The organism is Streptomyces sp. NBC_01515, assembly GCF_045040345.1.
Lineage (GTDB): Bacteria > Actinomycetota > Actinomycetes > Streptomycetales > Streptomycetaceae > Streptomyces.
The window spans coordinates 3357746-3374337 of record NZ_CP109416.1 but is presented as its reverse complement, the minus strand read 5'-3'; the positions used below and the strand labels follow the sequence as shown (position 1 = coordinate 3374337).

Genomic DNA, 16592 nt, shown 5'->3' with positions numbered 1-16592 from the left:
TGACAACGGGCCGCGCGGTCGGGATCCTCCTTCCGCGCGGCCCGTGGTGCGGTGGTGCTGGAGCTGCTGAGGTCAGCTGCCGTTGAACGTGCCGGTCTTCACGGCCTTCCAGGCGCCGTTGGTGACCTGGTAGACGGTGAGCTGCTTGTTCGTGGTGTCGCCGTACTGGTCGAAGGCGACCTTGCCGGAGATGCCTTCGAAGTCGGACTTCTGTACGGCGTCGACGACCTTGGAGCGGAGGTCGTTGCCGGAGGGCAGCTTGTCGCTGTTGCCGTCCTTGACCGCCTTCACGGCCTTGATGATGGCGGTGGCGGCGTCGTAGGCGTAGGCACCGTAGGCGCCGTAGTCACCCTTGTAGCCCTTGGCCTTGTAGGTCGCGATGAACTGCTTCGCGGCGGGCAGGGTGTCGGCGGGGACACCGACGGAGGTGGCGAGGTCGCCCTCGGCCGCCTTGCCCGCGGTCTGGATGTAGGTGGTGGCGAACATGCCGTCACCGCCGAAGAGCGGGATCTTGACGCCGGCGCCCTTGAGCTGCTTGGTGATCTTCTCCGACTCGTCGTACTGGCCGCCGTAGTAGAGCAGGTCGGCGCCGGAGTTCTTGATCTTGGTGACGAGCGAGCTGAAGTCGGTGTCGCCGGTGTTGACGTGGTCGGTGCCCGCGATGGAGCCGCCGAGCTTCTTGAAGGCGCTGTTGAAGATCCCGGCCAGGCCGGCGCCGTAGGTCTGCTTGTCGTCGACGACGAAGGCCTTCTTCTTCTTGAGGCCGTTGTACGCGTAGTCGGCGGCGAAGGCACCCTGCAGGGCGTCCGTCGTGGCGGTGCGGAAGTACGTCTTGTACGGCCGCGTCTTGGTGGTCGCCCAGTCCTTGCCCTGGGTCAGGGCCGGGTTGGTGTTCGAGGGGGAGATCTCGACCATGTTGGCCGAGGCGAACACCTGCTGCATCGACTGGGCCACGCCGGAGTTCAGCGGGCCGACGGCGCCGACCACGTCCTTCTGGCCGGTGAAGGCGGTGGCGTTGGACTGGCCGGTGGCCGGCTGGGCCTTGTCGTCCAGGGCCTTGACCTTGAACTTGACGCCGGGGACCCAGTTGTTCTTGTTGGCGTCGTCGACGGCGATCTGGACGCCGTACTGGATGCCGAGACCGGTGGTGGAGTTCTCGCCGGACAGGGGGGCGTCGACACCGATGGTCAGGGTGGTCGACCCGCTGTCGCTCTTGCTGCCGCTGTCCCGGGAGCCGCACGCGGTGAGGGTCAGAGCTCCGGTCGTGAGAACGGAGGTCAGTATCACCAAAGAACGCTGTCGCACAATCAGTCCTTTCCGCAGGCACAGTCGCTCCGGTGTGGAGCGGCAAGGTGCTGCGCTGGTACCCAACTCCCGATGGAGCGGTGACTGGCCGTGACTCTAAGCCCGGTCTGTGGGCATGGGCATCGTCGTGCGCTGGCTTGTGACTTTCTTGTTATGACGTGCAGGTTGGCGGGCATCGCGGAGGGTGGGTCTCGGCCGGTTTGGCGGAATTCAGCCGCGGTCCACATTTTGAGAACCTGCACTTCCGCTTGGCCGTGGGCCTGGCCTGGCCTTTGTCGTGCCGCAGGCCCTGTGGAGGAGCTGGGAAAGGTCCTTGGAGTAGGCGCTGCCGAAGATGAAACTGTGGTGTTGTATTGCGCGCGTGTTACGCAGCGTTACGTCCAGAAAGGCGAGGTCCGCGTTCAGGGGCAGTCCGGAACAGTCGGAAACCGAGATCTCCACGGTGACGCGGCGGGTCGCGCCGGTGCGGACGGTGAAGGAGGGGGCCGGGACGGCCTGGGCGGTGAGTCCGTCGAAGGCGGCGCCAATGACGCGGATGGCGACGGGGGGTCCGCTGTCCACGGTGACGGCGAAGCGGAAGAAGCCGGTCGTGGTGGGGGTGTCGGTGGTCTGGGCGAGCCCGGTGTAGCGCCATTCGGTGATGTTCGCGGGCCATGGGACGGGCGGGGTCGGGTCGTCCTGCCGCCCGTCGTGGAAGGGCGGCAGGAGGACGGCTCCGACGGCCGCGGCGGCGACCGTGCCCGCCGCGAGCATGGCCGTGCGGGTGCGCCGCGGCAGAATGTGCCAATGGTCGCTCAGGCGGGGCGAGTCACCCCCGATGACTTCGTAACTCCCGTCCCTCTCCGGCGAGTCGACGGATTCGACGGGCCCGATACCGCTCATGCCGGCAGCCTCATGGGGAAACGGTAGGGGAGCGGACGGGGGTGCGGAAGACGGGGGCTCGTGACAGGCGAGGCCACGGGGGTGTTCCTCGGAGAATGTGACACTCACGGCCGTGAGTGTCACATTCTCGGGGTCAAGATCCTCCGGTCCGGGGCCGGTTCGCGCGGGGACGTCAGTTCGCGGTGGGTGCGGGGACCGGGTCGCCCGGCCTGATGTCCCGCAGCATGCAGGTCAGCCGCGCGGTGCACACCCGTCGCCCGTCCTCGTCACTGATCACGATCTCGTACGTCGCCGTCGAGCGGCCCCGGTGCACGGGAGTGGCGACGCCGGTGACGAGGCCGGAGCGGGCGCCCCGGTGGTGCGTGCAGTTCAGGTCCACGCCGACGGCGAGCTTCGTGCTGCCGCCGTGCAGCATGGACCCGAGCGAGCCGAGGGTCTCGGCCAGGACGGCGGAGGCGCCGCCGTGCAGCAGTCCGTACGGCTGGGTGTTCCCCTCGACCGGCATGGTGCCGACGACGCGCTCGGCGGACGCCTCGACGATCTCCACGCCCATCCGGGTCCCGAGGTGCCCCGCGGAGAAGAGGGCGACGAGGTCGACGCCGAGGGCCGAGTACTCGTCGATGACGTCCTGCGGGAACTTCCCGTGCTGCTGCTCGCCCATGGGGCCGACTCCGTTCGTCCTGCGTCCGGCTGGTGCACCTGACCGACGACTGAGCGAACGCTCAGTCGGTGGCCGATTGTTCCAGACGTACGACGACCGACTTGCTGGCCGGGGTGTTGCTGGTGTCGGCGGTGGCGTCCAGGGGGACCAGGACGTTGGTCTCCGGGTAGTAGGCGGCCGCGCAGCCCCGGGCCGTCGGATAGTGCACGACCCGGAAACCGGGCGCCCGCCGCTCCACGCCGTCCTTCCACTCGCCGACCAGATCGACGTACGACCCGTCGGCGACCCCGAGCCGGGCGGCGTCGTCGGGGTGGACCATGACGACCCGGCGGCCGTTCTTGATGCCCCGGTAGCGGTCGTCGAGGCCGTAGATCGTGGTGTTGTACTGGTCGTGCGAGCGCAGTGTCTGCAACAGCAGGCGCCCTTCGGGGAGTTCGGGGTACTCGACGGACGCGGCGGTGAAGTTGGCCTTGCCGGTCGCGGTGGGGAAGCGGCGTTCGTCGCGCGGGGCGTGCGGGAGGGCGAAGCCTCCGGGGTGGGCCACGCGCGCGTTGAAGTCCTCGAAGCCGGGGATCACGCGGGCGACGCGGTCGCGGATCGTCGCGTAGTCCTTCTCGAACTCCTCCCAGGGCGTGCGGGATTCGGCGCCGAGGACGCGACGGGCCAGGCGGCACACGATGGCCGGCTCGGACAGCAGGTGCTTGCTCGCGGGCTCCAGCCGGCCGTGCGAGGCGTGCACCATGCCCATGGAGTCCTCGACGGTCACGAACTGCTCGCCGCCGCCCTGGAGATCGCGCTCGGTGCGGCCCAGGCAGGGCAGGATCAGGGCACGCGCGCCCGTGACGGCGTGCGAGCGGTTGAGCTTCGTCGACACGTGCACGGTGAGGCTGGCGCGCCGCATGGCCGCTTCGGTGACCTCGGTGTCGGGGGACGCGGACACGAAGTTGCCGCCCATGGCGAAGAAGACCTTCGCGTCGCCGTCGCGCAGGGCGCGGATCGCGGCGACGACGTCGTAGCCGTGCTCGCGCGGCGGGGCGAAGCCGAACTCCTTCTCCAGGGCGTCCAGGAAGGCGGGCGCGGGGCGCTCGAAGATGCCCATCGTGCGGTCGCCCTGCACGTTGCTGTGGCCGCGCACCGGGCACACGCCGGCGCCGGGGCGGCCGATGTTGCCGCGCAGCAGAAGGAAGTTGACGACCTCGCGGATGGTCGGGACGGCGTGCTTGTGCTGGGTGAGGCCCATCGCCCAGCACACGATGGTGCGCTCGGAGGCGAGGACCATCTCCAGGGCCTTCTCGATCTCCGGGCGGGTCAGCCCGGTGGCGAGGAGCGTCTCGTCCCAGTCGGCGTCCCGCGCGGTGGCGGCGAACTCCTCGTAGCCGTGGGTGTGTTCCTCGATGAAGGACTGGTCGACCGCACCATCCGTCTCCAGGATGAGCTTGTTCAGGAGGCGGAAGAGGGCCTGGTCGCCGCCGATGCGGATCTGCAGGAACAGGTCGGTGAGGGCGGCGCCCTTGAGCATGCCCTGCGGGGTCTGCGGGTTCTTGAACTTCTCCAGGCCCGCCTCGGGCAGCGGGTTGACGCTGATGATCTTCGCGCCGTTGGCCTTGGCCTTCTCCAGGGCGGAGAGCATGCGCGGGTGGTTGGTCCCCGGGTTCTGTCCGGCGACGACGATCAGGTCGGCCTGGTAGAGGTCCTCCAGCAGGACGCTGCCCTTGCCGATGCCGATCGTCTCGTTCAGGGCCGAACCGCTGGACTCGTGGCACATGTTGGAGCAGTCGGGCAGGTTGTTGGTGCCCAGCTCCCGCGCGAACAACTGGTACAGGAACGCGGCCTCGTTGCTGGTCCGGCCCGAGGTGTAGAACAGCGCCTCGTCGGGGGAGCCGAGGGCGGCGATCTCCTCCGCGACGATGTCGAAGGCACGCTCCCAGGAGACCGGTTCGTAGTGCTCGGCCCCTTCGGGGAGATACATGGGATGCGTCAGACGCCCCTGCTGGCCCAGCCAGTACCCGCTGCGGGTCGCGAGATCGGCCACCGGGTGGGCCGCGAAGAACTCCGGGGTGACCCGGCGCAGGGTGGCCTCCTCGGCGACCGCCTTCGCGCCGTTCTCACAGAACTCCGCCGCGTGCCGGTGGTCCGGCTCCGGCCAGGCGCAGCCCGGGCAGTCGAAGCCGTCCTTCTGATTGACCCGCAGCAGCGTCAACGCGGTGCGCCTGACCCCCATCTGCTGCTGGGCGATACGCAACGTGTGCCCGATCGCAGGGAGTCCGGCCGCGGCGTGCTTGGGCTCGCTGACCTGCGGGGCGTCCTGGACCGGATCACCCTTGGGCGGCTTCGTGGCCATCGCGGGCCCTCCTTCACTGGCACATGTGCGCTACATCTCCGATCCTCGCACGGGGCAGTGACAACGCCGAGGTCGGTTCGTGGGATCTATGAGTTCGGGGGTGGGACGCGGGCGGCGGGTGTGAGGTGGGGCGGGGAGTGGTGGTGGGGGGCGAGGGGCGGGGCGGGTTTGTCCGGCTCCTCTCCGCTGCGGAGACGGTGATCTCTGCACGCCGCGCGACGGTGACCTCTGCACGCGCGCGTGGCCGCGCGGCCACGGGGACCGCTTCTCCTACGACTGTTGCCGCGAGGCGACCGGGCTCACCGCCTTCGCCTTCCGTGGACTCGCCTTCCGCGGGGACTGCCTTCGCCCCGCCCCGCCTCCGCGCCGAGGCCCACGACGATTCCGGCCGCCGTTCCCGCCGTCGCGGCAGCGGCTTCCGCCACCGTCGTCGCGAGCCCGTCGTCGCGACCGTGACCTCCGACGCGGCGACCGTGACTCCGACTGTCAGTGGGGCGTGGCAGGATCGGGGTCGTGGCAGAGACAGCATCGAAGAAGACCGACAAGACCTCCGGGAACACCTCCGGCGGAGACCGTCCACGGCTGATGCTGATGGACGGGCACTCGCTGGCCTACCGCGCGTTCTTCGCGCTGCCCGCGGAGAACTTCACCACCGCGACGGGCCAGCCGACGAACGCGATCTACGGCTTCGCGTCGATGCTGGCCAACACCCTGCGCGACGAGGCGCCCACGCACTTCGCGGTGGCCTTCGACGTGTCCCGCAAGACCTGGCGCTCCGAGGAGTTCACCGAGTACAAGGCGAACCGCTCCAAGACCCCGGACGAGTTCAAGGGCCAGGTCGAGCTGATCGGCGAGCTGCTCGACACGATGCACGTGTCCCGGTTCGCGGTCGACGGCTTCGAGGCCGACGACGTCATCGCCACGCTCGCCACCCAGGCCGAGGCCGAGGGCTTCGACGTGCTGATCGTCACCGGCGACCGGGACTCGTTCCAGCTGGTGTCCGACCACACCACGGTCCTGTACCCGACGAAGGGCGTCTCTGAGCTGACCCGGTTCACTCCGGAGAAGGTCGTCGAGAAGTACGGGTTGACGCCCGCCCAGTACCCGGACTTCGCGGCGCTGCGCGGCGACCCGTCCGACAACCTCCCGGGCATCCCCGGCGTCGGCGAGAAGACCGCCGCGAAGTGGATCAACCAGTTCGGTTCGTTCAACGAGTTGGTGGAGCGCGTCGACGAGGTCAAGGGCAAGGCCGGGCAGAACCTCCGCGACCACCTGGACGCGGTCAAGCTCAACCGCCGCCTCACCGAGATGGTCAAGGACGTCGAACTGCCCAAGACGGTCGTCGACCTGGAGCGCGCTCCGTACGACCGCACGGCCCTCGCGATGGTTCTCGACACCCTGGAGATCCGCAACCCCTCCCTGCGCGAGCGCCTGTTGGCCGTCGACCCGGGCAACGAGGAGGCCGACGCGACCCCGCCCGCCGAGAGCGGCGTGGCGGTCGACGGCTCGGTCCTCGGCACCGGCGAACTGACCGGCTGGCTCGCCGACTACGGCACCGAGCCGCTCGGTGTCGCCACCGTCGACACCTGGGCGCTCGGCTCCGGTTCGGTGACCGAGGTCGCGCTCGCCACCGCCGGGGGAGCGGCCGCCTGGTTCGACCCCGCCGAGCTGGACGAGAGCGACGAGAACGCGTTCGCGGCCTGGCTGTCCGACGCCGAGCGTCCCAAGGTGTTCCACAACGCCAAGGGCGCGATGCGGGTCTTCGCCGAGCACGGCTGGACGATCGCCGGCATCTCCATGGACACCGCGCTCGCCGCCTACCTGGTCAAGCCCGGCCGCCGCTCCTTCGACCTGGACGCGCTGTCCCTGGAGTACCTCGGCCGCGAACTGGCCCCCGCCGCCACGGCCGACGGCCAGCTCGCCTTCGGCGCGGACGACGGCGCCGAGGCGGACGCCCTGATGGTGCAGGCCCGCGCGATCCTCGACCTGGGGGACGCCTTCGGGGAGCGCCTCCAGGAGGTCGGCGCGGCGGACCTGCTCCGTGACATGGAGCTGCCCACCTCGATCCTGCTGGCCCGCCTGGAGCGGTCCGGCATCGCGGCCGACAAGGCACACCTCGAAGCCATGGAGCAGATGTTCGCCGGGGCCGTGCAGCAGGCGGTGAAGGAGGCGCACGCGGCGGCCGGGCACGAGTTCAACCTCGGCTCGCCCAAGCAGCTCCAGGAAGTCCTCTTCGGTGAACTCGGCCTGCCCAAGACGAAGAAGACGAAGACCGGCTACACGACCGACGCGGACGCTCTCGCCTGGCTGGCCAACCAGACGGAGAACGAACTGCCGGTCATCATGCTCCGCCACCGCGAACAGGCGAAGCTGCGCGTCACCGTAGAGGGCCTGATCAAGACGATCGCTACGGACGGCCGCATCCACACCACGTTCAACCAGACGGTGGCCGCGACCGGCCGCCTCTCCTCCACGGACCCGAACCTGCAGAACATCCCGGTCCGCACGGACGAGGGCAGGGCGATCCGCAGGGGCTTCGTGGTGGGCGAGGGCTACGAGTCCCTGATGACGGCGGACTACAGCCAGATCGAGCTCCGCGTGATGGCCCATCTCTCCGAGGACGAGGGCCTGTTGGAGGCGTTCACCTCGGGCGAGGACCTGCACACCACGGTCGCCTCCCAGGTGTTCTCGGTCGAGGGTTCCGCGGTCGACGCGGAGATGCGCCGCAAGATCAAGGCGATGTCGTACGGCCTCGCCTACGGCCTGTCCGCCTTCGGCCTCTCCCAGCAGCTGAACATCGACGCGGGCGAGGCGCGGGTCCTGATGGACACGTACTTCGAGCGCTTCGGCGGTGTGCGGGACTATCTGCGCCGCGCGGTCGACGAGGCGAGGGCGACGGGCTACACGGCGACCCTCTTCGGCCGCCGCCGCTACCTCCCCGACCTCAACAGCGACAACCGCCAGCGCCGCGAGGCCGCCGAGCGGATGGCGCTCAACGCCCCGATCCAGGGCACCGCGGCGGACATCGTCAAGATGGCCATGCTCAAGGTCGACACCGCCCTGCGCGAGGCCGACCTCAAGTCCCGCATGCTCCTCCAGGTCCACGACGAAATCGTCCTGGAGATCGCCCCCGGCGAACGAACGGCCACCGAGGAACTCGTCCGCCACGCGATGGCCGGCGCGGTCCACCTCCGGGCACCGCTGGACGTCTCGGTGGGAGTGGGCCCGGACTGGGAGTCGGCCGCGCACTAGCCTCCGGCGGTCGGGCGGGGATGCGCGGGGGGTTTCCCCGGCCGGGGATGGGTGTGTGCCGGCCGGGGTGGGACGCGGTGCTGCGCGGGCGGCCTGAGAGGGGCCCGTGGATCAGGCCCCCGCACCGCACCCCGCACCGCCTGTGGAGACCCGCCTCCGCAGTCCACCCGCACGAAAATCCCGCCGCGACACCGCGAACGCTCACCACGGCGCAGCCGCCGGTACCGCGCTGCCCGGCCCGGGGTTCTTTGGCCCGGCCTGTACGAGGACTCCGCCGTGATGCCGCGAATGCTCACTGCGGTGCGTCTGACCCGTGCCGAGCCTCTGTTCTTGGATCCGGCCTGCACGGGGACTCCGCCGTGATGGCGCGAGCGTTCACTGCGGCGCGTCTGACCTGTGCCGAGCCTCGGCTCTTGGACCGGGCCTGCACGAGGACTCCGCCGTGACGCTGCGAGCGTTCACTGCGGCGCGTCTGACCCGTGCCGAGCCTCCGCTCTTGGACCCGGCCTGCACGAAGACTCCGCCGTAATGTCGCGAGCGCTTACCGCAGCGTGCCTCACCCGTGCCGCCCCCCTCTTGGACCCGGCCGCAACAGATTCCCGCCGCAACGGTGAGCACCCACCACAACCCATCCCGGCGGTGCCGAGCCCACCTCAACCTGTCTCGTGCCGCCCGCAGGGCACTCGCACCGCTTCCTTCCCCAGCCGGCGCGCCCCCGCTCCCGGGCCGCCCGCATCCCACCCCGCCCGGCACAGACCCACCCCGGCCACAGAAACCCCCCGCACAACCCCCGCCCAACCCCCGGAGGGCCCGTCACCCGCGTGGCCCCGCCGGAAGCGCCCCCCGCCCCCGGCGACCGTAAGGATGCGGGCATGGGTATACGCATGCTCCATCGCCGGACGGGTCGGGTGCGGACTCAGATACAGGCAGCGGGTGCCGCCGGCGCGAAGGGCGCGCCTCGACCGCCGGTTGCGCCCTTCGCGGCCAGGGCAAGCACCGCCCGCATTCCCGCCGACCTCGCGATGGCCGTCCGGCACACGGCCGCAGGACTCCGGCAGCGCCTCACGTTCCGGGACGACACGGCCGTAGACCCCCGAGAACAGGCCAGACACCCCCAGGGACCCGCCACCACCCCCACCGGCACCCCCGTCTGGCGGCTCTGGGCCGAGCTGGGGCGCGGCTACCTGGACCTCGTCCTCAGCCGGCTCCCGAGGTCACCCGCCGCGCACACCATGACGGTGTTCATCGTGACCCCGCCCGACGGCTCCGCGTGACCGTGTGGCCTCGCGCCGCCCCTCGGCCCTCCGCGTGACCGTGCTCAGCGTGAGCCGGCCCGACGGCTCCGCCCCGCGCTGACTCCGTCCGGCTCGCCAGGCACCCCTGTCGTCGCCGGACGCCACACGCGGACGCCGATCGCGTACAGGAGCACCCCCAGCACCAGCCCCGCCCCCGCGCCGAAGCACACGGTCGGGATCAGGTCCCAGGGGGTTGCCGTCGAGCCCCAGTAGGCCCACCAGGTCGACGCCCGTTCCGCCGCCGCGATCAGGACGCAGGCGGCCAGGACGATCCCGGCCGCCCACCGGTCCCGTACCGACAGCACGGGCACACCCACCGGCTCGGTGGCCGGAACCCGTCGTAGCGCACGTACCACGAACGCGGTGATCAGCAGCGCGCCGAGCGCCGAACTGCCGTACTGCAGGGCCGAGAAGAGAGGCCTGCCGCCCAACTCCCGGTCGAGGACGGGGAACAGGCGTACGCCCCACCGGTCGTGGTGGGTGAACGCGTCCCACACGACGTGGGTCAGGCCGCCGAGGACCGCGGAGACGTACCACCACGCGGCCAGTGACGGGGTCGCACGCGCGCGTGGAGCACCGCAGCGCAACAGGGTCGCCGTCCGGGGCCGGCGGGCGCGCGGAAGCAGGGCCACCAGGGGTTCGCGCAGGAGCAGCCAGAGGCCGACCGTCGCCCAGGTGATCGCGACGTCGACCGTGAAGACGCCCGGGAAGGAGTGTGTGACCTCCCCGAATTCCATCGCTCCGGGGACCGCGCTCGCCGCGTAGTACGTCATGTCGGGGGCGAAGGAACCCGCCACCAGCACCGCCGGTACGAGACGGCCGCGCCCCCTTCCGTCGCCGCGCACGGCGGGCAGTACGGCGGCGGCATGACTCAAAGTGAACGGCAACAGTGCTCCCCGTAGGAGACATCGGCATATGGCCAGGCGGTGAATAACGGTCACGAACGGGTGCCCGTGCAAAGCAAGTTGTCGTAGGGTCGCCTGGGTCCCCGCGCAGGGGAGCACGGGCGGGCGGAGGCACCGGAACAGAAGTACACACCATCCGAAAAGCACCACGAGGGCAACCTGCGAGGCGGGTCGACCGTCACAACAGGCGCAGAGGCAACAGACAAGGACGGGCGCTCGGGCGTCCCTGGGAGGGGTTCACTCCATGACGGCGCATTTCGGCAGGCGGCTGCGCAAGGGTGCGGCGACGACGGCGGTGGCCGCGGCAGCGGTCGCGGCACTGTCCGCGTCCCAGGCTCCGGCGGTGACCGGCGGCCACAGAACGCTCGCCACCGGCCAGGCGACGCCCGACGGGAGCACCGACCACAGCGCCACCGGAGACTCCCCGTACTACACGGACCTCCCGCCCCTGAGCAGCCCCAACCCGAGCCCGAGCAGCAGTCAGTCGCCCTCCATAGGGACCCCGGTCTCGGTCGGCGAGGCCGAGGCCGGCATCCCGGCGACCGTCCTCGACGCCTACAAGAAGGCCGAGACCGAACTCGCCTCCTCCAAGCCCGGCTGCAACCTGCCCTGGCAACTCCTCGCCGCCATCGGCAAGGTGGAGTCCGGCCAGGCCCGTGGCGGCCAGGTCGACGCCGACGGGACCACGACCTCCAAGATCCTGGGTCCCGCGCTCGACGGCAACGGCTTCGCGCTCATCAAGGACACCGACCACGGTCTGTACGACGGCAACAGCACGTACGACCAGGCCGTCGGGCCCATGCAGTTCATCCCGTCCACCTGGGCCTGGGCGGGCCGCGACGGCAACGGCGACGGGGTCAAGGACCCCAACAACGTCTACGACGCCGCCCTCGCCGCCGGCCACTACCTGTGCCGCAACGACTGGAACCTGTCGACCGACGCGGGTCTGCGCAGCGCGATCCTCAGCTACAACAACTCGACGGACTACCTGAACACGGTCCTGTCCTGGCTGGAGTACTACCGCAAGGGCACCCACTCGGTCCCGGACGGCACGGGCACCGTGCCGTCGGGCCGCAGCGACGACAACTCCCCGTCCAGTCCTACGACTCCGCCCTCGTCGTCGACTCCGACCATCCCGTCGACCCCCTCCACGCCGGGCACCCCGACGAGCCCCTCCACGCCGGGCACCCCGACGCAGACGCCCAGCCCGACGCCCACGCCCACGCCGACCCCCACCGACACGGTGGCCAAGCTGGCGGACGCGGGTACGGCGAAGCTCACGGCGATCGCGGGCGACCAGTTCAGCAAGAAGATCAGCACCAAGGCCGAGACCTCGGCCGGCAAGGCTGTCGGCAAGGTCAGGATCCGGTTCACGATCGTCGGGACCACGGACGCCACGTTCACCGGAGGCGAGAAGGTCGCCGCGGTCACCACCAACGCCTCCGGTGTGGCCGTCGCCCCCGCCCTCCAAGCCGGCGAGACCACCGGTGACTTCACCGTCCGCGCGACCGTCGTCGGCCGTACGATCGCCGGTCTCGACTACACGGCCAGCGTCACGCCCCGCGTCGCCGACACCCTCGTCCGCACCGGCACCACGGCGCTGACCTGCACCCCGGGCGGCGAGTTCGCCGACCAGGTCGAGGTGAAGGCCACGGAGAACGGCGCGGTCGCCGACAAGGTCGCCGCCACCGCGACCCTGATCAAGGCCGCCGACGACGCCACCGAGAACGACAAGGGCCCCTACTTCAAGGACGCGGACGGCAAGACCGTTCGCACCCTCACGGGCCTGGCCACGGACGCCGACGGCCTCCTCAAGCTGCCGAAGCTGTACGCCGACGACACCACCGGCACCTTCCTGCTCCAGATCACCACCACGGGCGGCGCGACCCTCACGGTCGAACTGACCGTGGCGGCGGCCGACACCTCCTCGTCCAGCCCGAGCGCGAGCCCGAGCCCGAGTCCGTCCGCGTCACCGAGCGCGTAGTCCGGCCGCACGACCGTAGGACGAGGGCGCCCTTCCGCTTCGGCGGGCGGGCGCCCTCGTCGTGTCCGTACGTCGTGCGTGTGCAACGTGTTCTCATCTCGCCCGTGCGTTGCTACGGTGCCGGACCTGACGACCTATCAGTTCCTGAATCCATTCGGTTTCTGTCTGTCGGGAGGCCCGGCATGCGCGCTCTGATCGCCGCCGCGACCGGACTCGTGCTCGCGTTCGCGCTGGTCCTGACCATCACCGCGATGGGCTCACCGATGGGCAAGACCTCCCCGAAACCGCTGCTGACGACGGTTCCCGCGCACCCGTAAACGCTTGCGCAAGCGTTTACGCGAGCCCGTTACGGGTGCGCTCAACCGCCAGGGAAGGAGGCCGAGATGCGCCGCAAGGCCAGCCTGATCCTGCTCGCCCTCGCCGTGTTCTTCACGGCGCTGTCCCCGCTGCTGCGCTGGTACGCCTTCCCGCGCCTGGCCAAGATCCCGGCGAACCAGTACCAGGACATGGTCCTGGAGGCGAAGAACGCCACCCTCCTCGACTACGGCACCATGCAGGCCAAGACGGTCCCCAAGGTCACCATCGTGCAGACCTTGAAGGGCGACGTGGAAGCCGCCAAGAAGATCGACAAGACGGCAGGCCGGGACGTCGTCGTCTGGGACGGCCTGTCCTACGTCCAGGGACCCGACGGCAAGATGGTGTCCTCCATCCCTGAGCGCTACATCTTCGACGCGCACACCCAGGACCCCGTCCACGCCACCGGCGAGATGGTCGACGGCGACCCGGTGAAACGGGACGGCATCGAGTTCAAGTGGCCGTTCCTGACGCAGAAACGGGACTACGAGTACTTCGACGCGCAGACCCGCACCACCAACCCCATCCACTACAAGGGCACCCAGAACTTCCGCGGCGTCAAGGTCTACTACTTCGAGCAGACCATCCCCTGGACCAAGGTCCCCTTCCCCAGGACCATGCCCGTGAAGGGCATCACCCCGGAGTCCGTCGCCAAGACGGGAACCACCCGCTGGTACACCACGGTCCGCAAGTTCTGGGTCGAACCCGTCACCGGAGCACCGGTCAACGGCGAGGAGATCCACAAGGAGGAGCTGCGCGGCGGCACCCTCCTGGGGGGCCGGGACAAGGTGACGGCGTTCGCCGGCGACGTGAAGATGCGCGAGGACTACATCAAGCACACCGTCGCCCTGGTGAAGTCCAACCGCACCCTCGTCCTCCTGATGGTCTCCTACCTCCCCTGGGGCTTCCTGACCCTCGGCCTCCTCCTGCTGGCCCTCTCCCTCTACCTGGAGGCCCGCGGCAGGCGCCCCGGAGACCCCGCCCCCTCCGAGGTCCAGGAACCGGAACCGGTCACCGCCTGAGCCGCGCGTTGGTGAACCGCGTGGCCTCGGCGGCGGCCGGATCCTCCGGCCAGGGATGCTTCGGGTACCGCCCCCGCAACTCGGCCCGCACGCCCTTGTAGCCGTCCTTCCAGAAGGAAGCGAGGTCGGCGGTGACGGCGGCGGGCCGCCCGGCGGGGGACAGCAGATGCACGAGCACGGGCACCCCGGCGACGGTCGGCGACTCGTGAAGCCCGAACATCTCCTGCAACTTCACGGCGAGCACGGGCTGTTCGGGATTCCCGTAGTCGATCCGGATCCTGGACCCGCTCGGCACGAGAAACCGCTCCGGAGCCAACTCGTCCAACCGCCCCGCGTCCCCCGAGGCCCACGGCAACAACCGCCGCAGCCCCTGCCCCGCGTCGATCCGCCCCAGATCCCCCCGCCGCCGCGCCCGCCCCAACTCCGGCTCCAACCACTCGTCCACGCGCGCGTGCAAGGCATCGTCGGACACATCGGGCCAGGGCTCCCCGGCATTCAAGTGCAGGAACGCCAGCCGCTGCCGCAGCACTTGAGCATCGGCGGACCACCGCAACAGCCCGAACCCCTCCTGCCGCAGCCCTTCAACAAGCGCGTCCCGTACGGCAACGGGATCGGCGTTCTTCAGAGGCCGCACCGCCAACTCGACCGCCCCGAGCCGCTCGACGCGCCGGGCCACGACATCGCCGCCGGCCCAGTGGACCTCGTCCACCTCGCTGAGCAGCGCCCCGGCCGCGAACCGGGCGGCCTCCTCGTCGACAACGGCCCCGAGCTGCACGCGTGCGTGCCCCTTGCCGATCGGCCGGTCCGCCACGGCGACCGCGATCCAGGGCGCCCCGCGCAGGGCACTGGCGTCGCCGACTTCGGCACGGGTGCCGGAGACGAGGAGATAGGAGCCACCGTCGGCTTTGGCGACCCGCTCGGGGTAGGCGAGGGCGGCGACGAGACCGACGAGCGCGTCGTCATGTGCGGCACCTGCCGAAGCCTCGACGTTCACCTTTGCCGGCGCAGGGTTTCGGGTGGGTCGGTGGGAAATCTCCGCCCCCACGGCCCGCAGCCGCCGAACCTCCGCACGCCACCGACCGGCATAGGCGTCCCCTCCACGCCGGGCAAGCCGCAAAGCCCCGGCGAGATCGTCACCGTAGGCCCGCGGCGCCTCCTCACTGAGCAGCGCGACAACCTCGGCGCCGGCCGGGCCCGAGTCCAACAGGGCCCGCCCCAGCCGGGGATGCAGCCCCAGCCGAGCCAACTGCACACCCCGTGACGTGGCACGCCCACCCGAGTCGACGGCACCCACGGCCGCCAGAACACCCCGCGCCGCAGCCATCGCCCCGGAGGGAGGCGCATCGAGCAACGCCAGCCCCGACGCCCCAGGATCCCCCCAGCACGCCGCCTGAAGCGCGAACGCCGTCAGGTCGGCCACCTTGATCTCCGGCGCCGGAAAACGCGGCAGACGGGAATCCTCGGCCTCGGCCCAACACCGGTACACCGCTCCCGGCGCCTCACGCCCGGCCCGCCCCGCCCGCTGCCGCCCCGCCGCCTGCGACGCCCGTACCGTCGCCAACGCGCTCAGCCCGCGCGCGTGATCGACCCGCGGCTCCCGCGCCAACCCCGAGTCGACGACCACCCGTACACCAGGAATCGTCAGCGAGGACTCCGCCACCGACGTCGCGAGCACCACCCGCCGCCGCGCCCCCGGGGACAGCACCGCGTCCTGTACGGCGGCCGGTGCGCGCCCGTGCACCTGGAGCACCTCGGCCCCGCCCAGGTCGCCCAACTGCCCGGCCACGCGCGCGATCTCCCCGACCCCGGGCAGAAAACACAGCACGTCCCCGTCCCGCTCGCCCAGCGCCCGCCGTACCGTCGACGCCACGTGCGTGAGCAGCGCCGGGTCCACGCGCATGCCGTGCGGCGGCCGTACGGGACGTGGTGGAGGCGTCCAGACGATTTCCACCGGGTACGCGACACCCTCCGCCTCGATCACCGGCGCGTCGCCCAACAGCCGGGCCCAGCCCTGCGCGTCGGTGGTCGCGGACGCCGCGACGAGCCGCAACTCGGGCCGCAGGGCCTCCCGTACGTCGACCAGGAAGGCGGCCACCGTGTCCGCGTCGAGGTGGCGTTCGTGGCACTCGTCCAGGACCACGGCGTCGACGCCCGTCAACTCCTGGTCGCGTTGCAGCCGTTGGAGCAGCACTCCGGTCGTGACGACCTCCACGCGCGCGTGCCGTCCGACGATCCGCTCGCCGCGCACGGTGTAGCCGATGCTCTCGCCGACCTTCTCGCCCAGCAGCCACGCCATGCGCCGGGCCGCCGCCCGCGCCGCGATCCGCCGCGGCTCGGCGACGACCACCCGCCGAGCGGGCCCCTCGCCGAGCAGCCCGGCCAGCGCGAGCGGCACCAGCGTCGTCTTGCCGGTGCCGGGCGGCGCGACGAGCACGGCCGCACCGCCCGCCTCCAGGGCGGCGTCGAGTCCGGGCAGGGCACTGCGGACGGGCAGCGCGTCGAGGGCGTCGTAGCGGATCACGACCCCAGTGTCGTACGCCGTGCGAAACGACCTCTACGCGCGCATGCCCGCGGTCAGTTTCAGCCCCTCA

Annotated in this window: 11 protein-coding genes; 5 read left to right on the top strand and 6 right to left on the bottom strand. The window is 70.8% G+C overall.

Features of this window, described 5'->3' with window-relative positions; genetic code table 11:
• Positions 1-72: 72 nt before the first annotated feature.
• The 4 genes from OG407_RS14925 to OG407_RS14910 form a co-directional block, all read right to left on the bottom strand.
• On the bottom strand, positions 73-1290 hold the full coding sequence (locus OG407_RS14925; protein WP_405868417.1) for a branched-chain amino acid ABC transporter substrate-binding protein: 1218 nt from the start codon (positions 1288-1290) through the stop codon (positions 73-75).
• A gap of 225 nt (positions 1291-1515) precedes the next feature.
• Positions 1516-2187 carry a hypothetical protein gene (locus tag OG407_RS14920; RefSeq protein WP_405858352.1) on the bottom strand — a complete coding sequence of 224 codons (672 nt, stop codon included), beginning with the start codon at positions 2185-2187 and terminating at the stop codon, positions 1516-1518.
• A gap of 172 nt (positions 2188-2359) precedes the next feature.
• Entirely contained in the window at positions 2360-2848 is a 489-nt protein-coding gene (locus OG407_RS14915; RefSeq protein ID WP_328683972.1) for a hotdog fold thioesterase, read from the bottom strand.
• Between the two features lie 61 nt (positions 2849-2909).
• A complete protein-coding gene (locus OG407_RS14910; RefSeq protein WP_405858350.1) occupies positions 2910-5189 on the bottom strand; it encodes an FdhF/YdeP family oxidoreductase in 2280 nt (759 codons plus the stop codon).
• A gap of 513 nt (positions 5190-5702) precedes the next feature.
• On the opposite strand from OG407_RS14910, the gene polA reads away from it, so the two are divergent.
• Positions 5703-8441 carry a DNA polymerase I gene (polA, locus tag OG407_RS14905; RefSeq protein ID WP_405858348.1) on the top strand — a complete coding sequence of 913 codons (2739 nt, stop codon included), beginning with the start codon at positions 5703-5705 and terminating at the stop codon, positions 8439-8441.
• 872 nt (positions 8442-9313) lie between these two features.
• A complete protein-coding gene (locus tag OG407_RS14900) occupies positions 9314-9715 on the top strand; it encodes a hypothetical protein (RefSeq protein ID WP_405858346.1) in 402 nt (133 codons plus the stop codon).
• Positions 9716-9759: 44 nt separating this feature from the next.
• Here OG407_RS14900 and OG407_RS14895 read toward each other — a convergent pair whose 3' ends face one another.
• The gene (locus OG407_RS14895; protein WP_405858344.1) at positions 9760-10623 is read right to left on the bottom strand and encodes a DUF4184 family protein; all 864 of its coding nucleotides are present in this window, start codon (positions 10621-10623) and stop codon (positions 9760-9762) included.
• A 262-nt stretch (positions 10624-10885) separates the two neighbouring features.
• On the opposite strand from OG407_RS14895, the gene OG407_RS14890 reads away from it, so the two are divergent.
• The 3 genes from OG407_RS14890 (at position 10886) to OG407_RS14880 (ending at position 14001) form a co-directional block, all read left to right on the top strand.
• Entirely contained in the window at positions 10886-12625 is a 1740-nt protein-coding gene (locus tag OG407_RS14890; RefSeq protein ID WP_405858342.1) for a lytic transglycosylase domain-containing protein, read from the top strand.
• A gap of 182 nt (positions 12626-12807) precedes the next feature.
• Positions 12808-12942, top strand: a complete 135-nt coding sequence (locus tag OG407_RS14885; RefSeq protein WP_106437209.1) for an SPW_0924 family protein — start codon at positions 12808-12810, stop codon at positions 12940-12942.
• Positions 12943-13008: 66 nt separating this feature from the next.
• Positions 13009-14001, top strand: coding sequence for a DUF3068 domain-containing protein (locus OG407_RS14880; protein ID WP_405858340.1), 993 nt, complete (start codon positions 13009-13011; stop codon positions 13999-14001).
• Here OG407_RS14880 and hrpB read toward each other — a convergent pair.
• Positions 13991-16522 (bottom strand): ATP-dependent helicase HrpB, encoded by a 2532-nt coding sequence (gene hrpB / locus OG407_RS14875; protein ID WP_405858338.1) that lies wholly within the window; start codon positions 16520-16522, stop codon positions 13991-13993. The two genes, OG407_RS14880 and hrpB, sit on opposite strands and share 11 nt — an antisense overlap.
• Positions 16523-16592: the final 70 nt, after the last annotated feature.